Below are 10,971 nucleotides of genomic sequence, written 5' to 3'. Positions count from 1 at the left end.
TTCGAAACTCCCTCGCGGGCCTCGTACGGCGTAATCGTTGCGTGCAGGGCGTAAAAGCGGAGCAGGACGAGCGGCAACGATTCCGCCAACGATGCCAGGCTCGGTCAGACAGTCGAAGCAACCTGACCGGGCCAACAAGGTCCGCTGCGGTACTGCGGCGCGTTGTCACTGCGGTTTAATATGGTGTGTTTTGGGGGTGAAGAAGATGTGTTTTTCTTGGTTTGGCTGGAGATGCGGGCCTTGTTGGTCCGGTCAGGCCGCCTTGAAACTCCCTCGCGGGCCTCGTACGGCGTAATCGTTGCGTGCAGGGCGTAAAAGCGGAGCAGGACGAGCGGCAACGATTCCGCCAACGATGCCTGACTCGGTCAGACAGTCGAGGCAACCTGACCGAACCAACAAGGCCCGCCACGGTACTGCGGTGCGTTTTTCGGGGGAAGAAGACTTGTTTTTCTTGGTTTGGATGGAGAGTCGGACCAACAAGGCCCGCCGTGGTACTGTGGTGCGTTGTCACTCTGTGTCATCCCCGCGCAGGCGGGGATCCATCTTTTATTCTTCCAGGGCGATGTAGTTTCGCGGGTCGAAGCGTGGGGTGCAGACGGCCAGGAAGATGAGGTCGGATGCGCTTGTGCAGGTGATGCGCTGCCGGACCCCCGGCGGGATGATGACCACGTCGCCGAGAGCCACGTCTTGGGGCGGCAGGTCGCCGACTTCGACGCGGCCCCGGCCTTCAAGGATCACATAGCGCTCGACGGTTTGAGCCAGGGCATGCCAGGCCGTTGTGCGTCCCGGCTCGACCCGGGCGCGGGCCATGGATGCGGCCGGGTCGTGATCCTCGTTGGAGAGTTCGGTGATGAAGCATCCTTCCCGGAAAAAGTATTCATTCCCGGGAGCGTGTTCGAGTATGCGTGCCTGCATGGTTCACCTCAGGATGAAGCCGCGGATTTTCAGGTCCTTGGCCCATGTTTTCCATGGTCCGCTCAGGAACGTGGCGGTCATGGTCGCCGGATTGAACAGGACCTTGGCGTCCAGGTCCAGATGGCATTTGCGGTCAAAGTTGGTGTGGCTGAAACGCAGGCTCCAGGTCCCGTCCGCGTTGGGGCAGGCCTCTTCCACATAGCCCAGGTGGCCGGTGGGCATCTTGCGGCGGTTGTTGACGTCGATGACCATGATGGACCCGGCCTTGGGAACCAGTGTCGTCGCCTTGCTCTTGCGCGCGCACTCGAACCACTCCACAGGCCCCGTGTCGCCCAGGCGGCAGGTCATGATCCCGCTGCGGCAGCGGGCGTAGGGAACGCATTGGGGCTGGCAGCGGCCGGTCACGGTCTTGCCGTGTTTGTTTTTGCTCGCCTTGCCGGGCTGAAGCTTGAAACAGTCCGCGCGGTCCAGGCTCGGATCGACGGCGTCACACTCGAGGAACGGGGCTTTCTGTGCCTCTGAGGTCCGCGTGGGCGCGGTTTCGCTTCGTGGTGTGGCCTGGATTTCGGCTGTTGGCGCCGGGCTTTGGGGAGCGGGGGCTTCCATCGTTGCGTTTGTCGGTGCCGGGGCGGCTTGCGAAGGCCCGGGCGCGGGTTTGGAACAGGCCGCGAGCATCGCCAGGAGCAGGAGCAGGAAAAGTCGGATCGTCTTGGAACAGGGGCGCATCAATAACTCCTGAGGGGATGGGGACTTGGGTGTCGGCTCCAATATGCGGCACGCGGGGAACTCGTCAATGCACTTTTCGGGCAGTCGTGGCGGCGGATTTTGGACAAAAAAAAGCCCGTCCTTGGACGGGCTTCCTCATGATCGAACAGACCGCTTAGTAGCGGGGGCGGCTCTCACGGGGCTGAGATTCGTTGACCTTCAGGTTGCGGCCCTGAAAATCGGTGCCGTTCACTGCCTGGATGGCCTGGCGGGCGCCTTCGTCATCCATCTCGACAAAGCCGAAACCACGGGAGCGGCCGGTGGCGCGGTCTTCGATGACGTGAGCAGAGGTGACTTCGCCGTACTGGGAAAACAGGGACTTCAGGTCGGCATCGGTGGTCGACCAGGACAGATTTCCAACATAGATGTTCATAGACTAAACTATAACTCCGAAAAAAAAGGTAAAAAAAATGCGGAAATTCCGGCTGGAAACAGCTACCAGCTGGCCCGCACCAGCGTCACGATCATTTCCCATGAAATGGCATGACGCTTCAAAACAATGGATAAAATAGTGGTGAGCTGCTGGCCTGTCAATATGTTTTTTTTAAATCGAAATGCGTGTGGTGTAGCATGCAGAGAGCTTTGGGGTCCGGAGTTTTCAGGTCATGGCTTGCGCGTCCGCGAATTTCTGGGTCACGGTGCCGGCCAGGATGAAGCCCAGTCCCGCCAGGGTGGCTGCATGGATGGTCTCGCCGAGCAGGAAGTGAATGATGAAGAGGGACAAAAAGGGGGCCAGATAGATCAGGTTGCTGACCTGCGCCGTGGTTCGGGACAGGCGCAGGGCCGACATCCAGAGTACGAACGTCACCCCCATCTCGAAGACCCCGAGATAGATCGCGCCCAGCAGACCCGGAGCGTTGGGGATGAGCGAAATGCCGGACAGGAGCGCCCATGCCCCGGTGTAGAGCGCGCCGCAGCAGAAGTTGAGCAGCAGGCGTAGGGTCGGGTCCATGGCGTCCTTGACCCCGAAAATCCAGAACAGGGCCCAGATGACCGTGCTGCCCATGGCCAGGGCAAAGCCCAGAGGGCTCTCCATCTCGAATCCGAGCAGATTGCCCCGGGTGGAGATGATGAGCGCGCCGAGGTAGCCAAGGCCGATGGCCACGAACTGCAGGCCCCGCAGGCGTTGCCCCAGGAGGGGGATGGCCAGGAGGCTCATGGTGATGGCCCAGGTGTAGTTGATGGCCTGGGCTTCCTGGGCTCGGAGCAGATCGTAGGCGCGGATCAGGACAAGGTAGTAGAGAAAGGGGTTCAGACCGCCAAGAAGCAGAGAGAAGCGGGCTTCCTTCAATGTCAGCCCCGACAGTTCGCCTATCCTGCCCTGGATGGTCAGGATCAGGAGCAGGACGAGCACCGAGGTCAGGCTGGCGTAGAAAAGCAGCGGTTCCGGGCCGAGGTGGCGCAGGGACAGCTTGAAGGCGGTGGCCACGGTCGACCACAGGCAGACGGCTGCAAGTCCGCAAATATACGCTTTCTTTTGGTTCTTTTGCATTTTCATGGCCGCCGGGCATGTGTTGCGGTTTTTGGAAAATGAATATACCGGTGTGTACGTGTCACAATGCTGCAAATCATTCGGCATTTGGAAGTGTTGTGCCGTGAAATGAACTGGTTTGGGTCCGCTTGGAAAAACGGGTCGGCCCGGACGGTTCATTGTTACTTGTGGGGGAACCTGATTTTTTGTCAAACGTTTTCATGAGGATGAAAAACATGCTGAAACGCGCTGCTTTTGTGATCGCCTGTCTTGTGTGCATGGCCGCCGGTCCGGCCCTGGCCGAGGAAAAAGTCCTGTTGAACGGCATCGACGCCAACTATCCTCCGTTCGCCTACGTGGATCAGAGCGGCAAGCCCAGCGGCTTCGATGTCGACGCCGTGGACTGGATCGCGGCCAAGATGGGTTTCAAGGTCAAGCACGTTCCCGTTGACTGGGATGGCATTATCCCCAACCTGCTGGCCAAGAAGATCGACTTCATCTGTTCCGGCATGACCATCACCGCCGAGCGAGCCGAGAAGGTCAACTTCACCGCTCCCTACTGGGAAGTGAAGAACGTGTTCGTGACCAAGAAGGGTTCCGAGCTCAAGGCCGATGAAATCTACGGCAAGGAACTGACCATCGGCATGCAGGCCGGCACCTCCGAAGCCAAGTGGATGGCCGACGAGAAGGAAAAGCAGGGCTGGAAGTTCACCATCCGCCACTATGATTCCGCTCCCATGGCCATCGAGGACGTCGTCAACGGCCGCATTGACGCCGCCGCCATGAACTATCCCCCGGCCCGTGACGCCGAGAAGAAGAAGCCTGTGCAGATCATCGGCATCTTCGGCGAAGTCGAGCCCTTTGGCGCCGCCGTGCGCAAGGAAGACAAGGAACTGCTCGACACTCTGAACAAGGGCTTCGAGATGCTCAAAGCCGACCCTTACTGGGAAGAGCTCATCGCCAAGCACCTGAACAAGTAGTCCGACCTTTTTTTGAAACCTCGGGAAGGCCTGGCAATGCTCCGGCCTTCCCGTTTTTTTGCCAAGCCGTGCCAAGGATTCAGCCCTGATTATGAACGAAACCGTCACCGTCCTCCTGGACGCCATGCCCTATGTGTTGCAGGGCGCGGCCGTCACTGTGATCGCAGTGGTCGGCGCAATGTTTTTGGGTCTTTTCATCGGCGTGCCCCTGGCCGTGGGACAGGTTTACGGCTCGTGGCTTGCGCGGGCGTTCTGCGGCCTTTACGTCTGGTTTTTTCGCGGAGTGCCGATTCTGGTGCTGCTTTTTCTTTTCTATTTCGGACTCTTCAACCTCGTGGGGCTTAACCTGAACGCGGTCGCGGCGGCCACCATCGTGCTCGGCATGACCAGCGGAGCCTATCAGTCCCAAATTTTTCGCGGCTCCATCCTGTCCCTGTCCAAGGGGCAGCTCAAGGCGGCCCGCGCGCTCGGCATGTCCGACGGCCTGGCCATCCGCTCCATCATCCTGCCCCAGGCCTTGCGCCTGTCCATTCCCGGCTGGTCCAACGAGTACTCCATCATATTGAAGGATTCGGCCCTGGCCTTTGTGCTCGGGGCGAGCGAGATCATGGCGCGGACGCACTTCGTGGCTTCGCGGACCTACCAGCACCTGCCCATGTACGTCAGCGCGGCAGTGCTTTATTTTTTATTGACCTGGGCCGGGGTCATTGCACTGCGCGCCCTTGAAAAACGTGTCAGAATAAAGGGTTATGTGCATTAATGGAGAATAAGAAAACACGAAACCTGCTCATGCGGGTGCAGGGCATATCCAAGGTCCTGGGTGGGCGCGAGATACTCAAATCCGTGAGCCTGAACCTCTACGAAGGTGAAATGAAGGTGCTCATCGGCCCCTCGGGGGGAGGCAAAAGCACGCTCCTGCAGTGCATGAACTATCTCATCGTGCCCGACCGGGGGGAAATCGAGCTGGACGGCAGGCGTGTGGATCCGCACAAGGCCCGCGAGCTGTGCGAATTTCGTCAGCAGGTGGGCATGATTTTTCAGGACTTCAATCTTTTTGATCACCTGACCGCGTCGGACAATGTCGGCATCGCCCTGCGCAAGGTCAAGGGCATGAGCCGCGCGCGGGCCAGGGACCGCGCCATGGCGGAGCTGGAGCGCGTCGGCCTCGGCGACAAGGGGCACCTCTATCCGGCGGAGCTGTCCGGTGGGCAGAAGCAGCGCGTTTCCATCGCCCGCGCTCTGGCCATGGACCCCAAGGTCATGCTGCTGGACGAGCCTACATCCGCCCTCGATCCGGAATTGGTCAGCGAAGTGCTGACCGTCATCCGCGGACTGGCCCAGAACGGCATGACCATGGTCATGGCCACGCACCAGATGGGTTTCACCCGCTCCCTGGCCGACGAGGTGCTTTTCATGCAGGAAGGCCGGATCATCGAGCAGGGCAGCCCCAAGGAACTTCTGGCCGATGGCTCGGGCACCCGCACCCTTGATTTCTGTTCCCAGATTCTTGATGTGGAGGGTGCCGGCTCATGAACGAGGAGTTCGTCTTTCTGCTGGAACGGCTGGTGCCCGCTCTGAACAAGGGCGTGCTCGTGAGCGTGCAGCTGATCGTGCCCTCGGCCCTGCTGGGCATCTTTTTCGGAGTGATCGTCGGAGCGTGCCGGGCATTTGGCGGCGGGATCCTGCAGGCCGTGGCCAATGGCTACGCCGCGCTTTTCCGGGGCACGCCCCTGGTGATCCAGCTCTTCATCCTCTATTTCGGCCTGCCGGGCGTGGGCATCTATTTCCAGCCGTACACGGCGGCCGTGATCGGATTCACCCTGTGCAGCGCGGCCTATCATTCGGAATATATCCGTGGCGGACTGCTCTCCATCAAGCGTGGTCAGGTGCTCGCGGCCCAGGCGCTCGGTTTTTCAACGTTCACGACCCTGGTCTGGATCATCATTCCCCAGGCCTTTCGTCGGGCGCTGCCCGGCTGCGGGAACGAGATCGTGTACCTGATCAAGTATTCGTCCCTGGCCTACGTCATCACCTGCTTCGAGCTGACCGGGCAGGCCAAGATCGTGGCCAGCGAGAGTTTCCGCTTCAGCGAGGTGTTCATGGTCGTGGGCGTCTATTACCTTGTACTGGTCAGCGTGGCTTCCTACGGCCTGCGCAGGCTGGAAAAGAGACTGGAAATTCCGGGCTTCGGCCATTAGCATATCCTGAATCCAGGCAATATTTCATGCGGCCGGCCTTTTGTCGGCCGCTCTCATTCCCGGTTTGTCCACAACGGCCGAACCGGCCGGCATTTATGCAATCAATTCACATTTCGAGGGTATTTTCATGAGCGACGAACCAAATAAGATCATTTATTCCATGATGAAGGTGTCCCGGTTTTACGACAAGAAACCGGTCATCAAGGACATTTCCCTGTCCTTTTTCTACGGGGCCAAGATCGGCGTTCTGGGCCTGAACGGCTCCGGCAAGAGCTCGCTGCTTAAGATCATGGCCGGTGTGGACAAGGAGTACAATGGCAACATCGTCATCTCTCCCGGGTATTCCGTAGGCTACCTGGAGCAGGAGCCGCAGCTTGATCCCGAGCGGACCGTGCGCGAGATCGTGCAGGAGGCCGTGCAGGAGACCGTCGACCTCATGCAGGAGTTCGAGGAGATCAACGCCAAGTTCGCCGAGCCCATGAGCGACGACGAGATGGACGCGCTCATCGCCCGCCAGGGCGACGTGCAGGAGAAGCTCGACGCCCAGGATGCCTGGGAGCTCGATTCGCGTCTTGAGATGGCCATGGAGGCCCTGCGCTGCCCCGATCCCGAGACCAAGGTCGGCGTCCTGTCCGGCGGCGAGAAGCGTCGCGTGGCCCTGTGCCGCCTGCTGTTGCAGAAGCCCGACATCCTGCTCCTGGACGAACCCACCAACCATCTAGACGCCGAGACCATCGCCTGGCTTGAGCATCATCTGCAGCAGTATCAGGGCACCATCATCGCCGTGACCCATGACCGCTATTTCCTGGACAACGTCGCGGGCTGGATTCTGGAGCTGGACCGGGGCGTGGGCATTCCGTGGAAGGGTAACTATTCTTCCTGGCTGGAACAGAAGCAGAATCGCCTGGCCCAGGAGGAAAAGGAGGAGAGCGCTCGCCAGCGTACCCTGAAGCACGAGCTGGAATGGATCAACATGTCGCCCAAGGGCCGCCATGCCAAGGCCAAGGCCAGAATCTCGTCCTACGAGAACCTGCTCAACCAGGAGACCAAAGACAAGATCAAGACCCTGGAGCTGTTCATCCCTTCAGGTCCCCGCCTTGGGGATGTGGTCATCGAAGCCAGCCACGTGAAGAAGGCCTTTGAGGACAAGCTGCTCATCGAGGACATGAATTTTGCCCTGCCTCCGGGTGGAATCGTCGGCGTCATCGGACCCAACGGCGCGGGCAAGACCACTCTTTTTCGCATGATCACAGGGCAGGAGCAGCCCGATGGCGGGGAGATCCGTCTCGGTCAGACCGTGAAACTGGCCCATGTGGACCAGGATCGCGGCGTGCTTGATCCCAAGAAATCAGTCTGGGAGATGGTCTCCGGCGGGTACGACACGATCAATCTGGGCGGCCGTGAGATCAACTCCCGCGCCTACGTCAGCAAGTTCAACTTCGCGGGGCCTGACCAGCAGAAAACCGTGGGCATGCTCTCCGGCGGCGAGCGCAACCGCCTGCATCTGGCGCTCATGCTCAAAAAGGAGGCCAACGTACTCCTTCTTGACGAGCCGACCAACGACTTGGACGTGAACACCATGCGCGCTCTGGAAGAGGCGCTTGAAAACTTCGCCGGATGCGCCGTGGTCATCTCCCATGACCGCTGGTTCCTGGACCGCATCGCGACCCACATCCTGGCCTTCGAAGGCGATAGCCAGGTGGTCTGGTTCGAGGGCAACTATTCGGAATACGAAAAGGATTTGAAGCGCCGCACAGGAAACACCCTGACGGTGCCGCGCCGCATCCGTTACCGTCAGTTGACCCGCTAGGCCCAATGCGAATGAACCCGGCCCGGATTAATCCGGCCCGGGTTCTTTTCAATCGCGGTCCGTGGTGGTACTTATGTCGTTAGGTGACGGCATACTTAATTTTGTCCTTGAGGAGAACATGATGAATACAAAAGGTCTTGCCTGCAAAGTACTTGTGCCTGCTTATGGGATCATCGTGGCCGGCAGCATTCTCGAAAATCTGCTCCTTGGCACGGAATGGTTTCTGCTGGGCTCGGTGATCGGGCTCCTGTGGCTGGTGGCGGGAGTGGCCGGTCTGGCGCTGGCCGTGCGTGAGCTCAGGAAGGGCGAGGGTTACATGCTGGTCGAGTCCGGCCCCTTCGCCTGGAGCCGCAACCCGATCCTTGCTGCGAACCTGCTCGGCATCATGCCTGGGTTGTGCCTGATCCTGAATACCAATTTGGGGATTCTGGGCATTGCCGTCGCAACTTTCCTCTTTTTCAAGAATGTCGGGGCCGAAGAGGTGGAGCTTGAAGACCAGTTCGGCGAAACCTATCAGGCGTACCGTGAGCGAGTCAGCCGTCTGATTCCCCTCCCGTCCTGCCCCAGAAACTGATTCCCGCGTGATCACGGCAGCCTCCGGGCTGCCGTTTTTTTTACAAAAAAAAGCGCCCGCATGGGGCGCTTCGAAAGCTTCGTGTCCGTCTCTTCTCAGCGGGAAAGAACCTGCTGCATCGTGCCTATCTTCTGAATCTGTTTTCCATACTCCCTGATTTCCCGCAGGTCGTAGCTGTTGTCCTGAATGGCGGCCACTACATGGGCGTTGGCTTTTTGCAGGGTGGCCATGGCCTCGTGGATCCGTGCGCCCATGGCCTCGGCGCGGGCAATCACCTTTTGCGCCAGCACGAACGCCTTCACCGCCTTGTTCCGCTTGTCGAGCGTTTCCCTGTCTCCGGCGTCGATGATGGCCGCGGACAGGGTTTTCAGTTCCTTGGCCGTGTCGGCGTATGCCTTCAAATGGCTGGTGGAGGACTCGTCCAGGGAGAAATCGGCCAGAAGCCTGCCCGAAAGAATGGTCAAGGCATCGGCAAAGGCCAGCACCAAGCTTTGAATTGTCTTGGATTTCTTGCGCGCCGTCCAGCGGGCATCAAGGCCCAGAGCCACGTTTTGCACTGCCTCTTCCTGGGCGAGGGTCAGATCCGGCCCCAGTGTCTCGGTGATGTTGTCCAGAAAAACCCGTGCGGACTTTCGCACCATTCCGGTACGATCATCGGCTGCAAGGCGCATGAGCAGGTCGCCGTACATGCGCAGTGATTTGCATGCGGCAACGCGCATGGTTGTCGTATCGGCCAGGGCCGGTTCGTCGTAGGTGCGGCTTTCGGCATTTTTGGAGTTGTCGAGAATCATGAGCAGCGAGTTCATTTCGATGATTTCGTCGCGCATGGAAAGGAACTCGGATTCGCTCATGCGTCCGACCCTCTCCGTGGCCAGGCCGAAGTTTTCCAGGGCGTTGCGCTGCAAGGTGTTGGTGGCGCAACCGGACAGGAACGCGCAAAAGAAGGCGCAGGCAATCAGTATATGTTTCATGTTGAGATCCTTTGAGTGATGTATCGCTGTCTTGAAAAGCACAATGTGCTTTATAGATGTGAGCACGAACAACAGCGCTCTGATAATACATGCTGTATATTTTTTTATCAAGAAATTCAGCAAAAGATCTTCTGTCATACATTTTTAAGGTTTTTGGGAAGGGCATGAATTTTATTGTGCTGGTATCGGCAAGGCGTCAATTTTTGCTGAAAGCGTATGTATTGAGGCTGACTGCTCATTACATGGAGCATCGCGAGCTTCGTATTACAACGTGCGACAGCGTGTCTCTGAAATATGATTTTGCGTCGCGACCTTGCTTGAAAAGATGTCACTGCAAAAAGTCGTCATCCCCTTGATGAAGGGGATCCATGCCTTTTTAACTATCTGAAAAGAATGGATTTCGCGCTATTGCCCGACATGGCCCGACTTCGCGGGAATGACACTCGGGTTCTTTTGTGTTTTTTTTGCAGTGTCGTCTGAAAAGACAAAAAACGGTCATGTTTCAATGGTGAATTGAACCCGCTCGGACGCGAAGCGTGTTTCGCAGAATTCGATGGGCCAGTCTCTGGGGTCGACGTTGATGCTCTCCGTCACGAGCACCGGGCGGGTTTTTGACTGATGCAGGATGCGTGCTTCACGGGCGGTGGGCAGACGGCTCGATATGTGCGTGCTTTTGCGCCGGTAATCCATGACTCCGTAATGGCGCAGCGCCTGGGTCACGGAGCCGGTGGCGCGGAAATGTTCGTCAAGGCCCGGAAAGCGGCTCTGGGGAAAGTGGGCGCTGGCCAGACAGATACGCACGGAGTCCGCCTCGCCAAGGGTTTCAAGCACGATGACCGGTTCGCCCTTGTCCATTTCAAGCGCCCGGGCCACTTCGGTCGTGGCGGGAATGATGCCCGACGAGATGAGCTCCCCGCGCGGCTTTCGCTCTTGGCGCAGCAGGTTTTCATGAAAGCGGGTCCGCACGCCAACGGCGTAGTCGATGATCTGCTCGCGCACGAAGCTGCCGCTGCCCTGTTCCGTGCGGATGAGATCCTTTTCCGCCAGCAGGGTCAGCGCACGGCGCACGGTGTGCCGATTGACCTTGAAGCGGTCGGCGAGCTCCTGCTCCGTGGGTAATTTGCTGCCGGGCGGCATTTCCCTCTCCTTGATCCTGAACTCCAGCCAATCCTGAATCTGCCGCCACAGGGCCACTCCACTTCCGCGCTGTAACTCCATCGCCGTCTCCTTGAATGCAAATTGTCACAGAATGCTGAGAATTGAGTCTCAGCAAAAAGACATAGATGT

The 10,971-nt window shown here is 58.8% G+C and carries 12 protein-coding genes; 6 read left to right on the top strand and 6 right to left on the bottom strand.

The genetic code is table 11. The annotated features are described in order from the left end of the window. Positions 1-546 precede the first annotated feature (546 nt). The 4 genes from H4684_RS08350 to H4684_RS08335 all read right to left on the bottom strand — a co-directional run bounded on the left by H4684_RS08350 (position 547) and on the right by H4684_RS08335 (position 3,172). A complete protein-coding gene (locus tag H4684_RS08350) occupies positions 547-915 on the bottom strand; it encodes a cupin domain-containing protein (RefSeq protein ID WP_192623435.1) in 369 nt (122 codons plus the stop codon). Positions 916-918: 3 nt separating this feature from the next. After that, the gene (locus H4684_RS08345; RefSeq protein ID WP_192623434.1) at positions 919-1,641 is read right to left on the bottom strand and encodes a CHAP domain-containing protein; all 723 of its coding nucleotides are present in this window, start codon (positions 1,639-1,641) and stop codon (positions 919-921) included. A 154-nt stretch (positions 1,642-1,795) separates the two neighbouring features. Continuing rightward, complete coding sequence (locus H4684_RS08340) at positions 1,796-2,053, bottom strand: RNA recognition motif domain-containing protein (protein ID WP_092193610.1); 258 nt, start codon at positions 2,051-2,053, stop codon at positions 1,796-1,798. A gap of 225 nt (positions 2,054-2,278) precedes the next feature. Beyond that, positions 2,279-3,172 carry a DMT family transporter gene (locus H4684_RS08335; RefSeq protein ID WP_318779626.1) on the bottom strand — a complete coding sequence of 298 codons (894 nt, stop codon included), beginning with the start codon at positions 3,170-3,172 and terminating at the stop codon, positions 2,279-2,281. 215 nt (positions 3,173-3,387) lie between these two features. On the opposite strand from H4684_RS08335, the gene H4684_RS08330 reads away from it, so the two are divergent. The 6 genes from H4684_RS08330 (at position 3,388) to H4684_RS08305 (ending at position 8,713) form a co-directional block, all read left to right on the top strand. After that, on the top strand, positions 3,388-4,131 hold the full coding sequence (locus tag H4684_RS08330) for an ABC transporter substrate-binding protein (protein WP_092193705.1): 744 nt from the start codon (positions 3,388-3,390) through the stop codon (positions 4,129-4,131). Positions 4,132-4,222: 91 nt separating this feature from the next. Further along, entirely contained in the window at positions 4,223-4,891 is a 669-nt protein-coding gene (locus H4684_RS08325; RefSeq protein WP_192623432.1) for an amino acid ABC transporter permease, read from the top strand. Then, complete coding sequence (locus H4684_RS08320; RefSeq protein ID WP_092193613.1) at positions 4,891-5,664, top strand: amino acid ABC transporter ATP-binding protein; 774 nt, start codon at positions 4,891-4,893, stop codon at positions 5,662-5,664. Before H4684_RS08325 ends, H4684_RS08320 begins: the two co-directional genes overlap by 1 nt. Next, the gene (locus tag H4684_RS08315) at positions 5,661-6,329 is read left to right on the top strand and encodes an amino acid ABC transporter permease (RefSeq protein WP_092193614.1); all 669 of its coding nucleotides are present in this window, start codon (positions 5,661-5,663) and stop codon (positions 6,327-6,329) included. The genes H4684_RS08320 and H4684_RS08315 overlap by 4 nt, the downstream gene beginning before the upstream one ends. A gap of 127 nt (positions 6,330-6,456) precedes the next feature. Next, a complete protein-coding gene (ettA, locus tag H4684_RS08310; protein WP_092193706.1) occupies positions 6,457-8,139 on the top strand; it encodes an energy-dependent translational throttle protein EttA in 1,683 nt (560 codons plus the stop codon). 121 nt (positions 8,140-8,260) lie between these two features. After that, positions 8,261-8,713, top strand: coding sequence for a methyltransferase family protein (locus H4684_RS08305; protein ID WP_192623431.1), 453 nt, complete (start codon positions 8,261-8,263; stop codon positions 8,711-8,713). 95 nt (positions 8,714-8,808) lie between these two features. On the opposite strand, the gene H4684_RS08300 is transcribed toward H4684_RS08305, so the two are convergent. Both H4684_RS08300 and phnF read right to left on the bottom strand, forming a co-directional pair. Beyond that, positions 8,809-9,684: a hypothetical protein gene (locus H4684_RS08300; RefSeq protein ID WP_192623430.1), complete on the bottom strand. Its 876-nt coding sequence runs from the start codon at positions 9,682-9,684 to the stop codon at positions 8,809-8,811. Positions 9,685-10,179: 495 nt separating this feature from the next. Beyond that, the gene (phnF, locus tag H4684_RS08295; protein WP_092193617.1) at positions 10,180-10,902 is read right to left on the bottom strand and encodes a phosphonate metabolism transcriptional regulator PhnF; all 723 of its coding nucleotides are present in this window, start codon (positions 10,900-10,902) and stop codon (positions 10,180-10,182) included. Between the last annotated feature and the right edge of the window lie 69 nt (positions 10,903-10,971).

Source organism: Desulfomicrobium macestii, assembly GCF_014873765.1.
Taxonomy (GTDB): domain Bacteria; phylum Desulfobacterota; class Desulfovibrionia; order Desulfovibrionales; family Desulfomicrobiaceae; genus Desulfomicrobium; species Desulfomicrobium macestii.
This window is presented reverse-complemented; position numbering and strand designations above follow the sequence as displayed.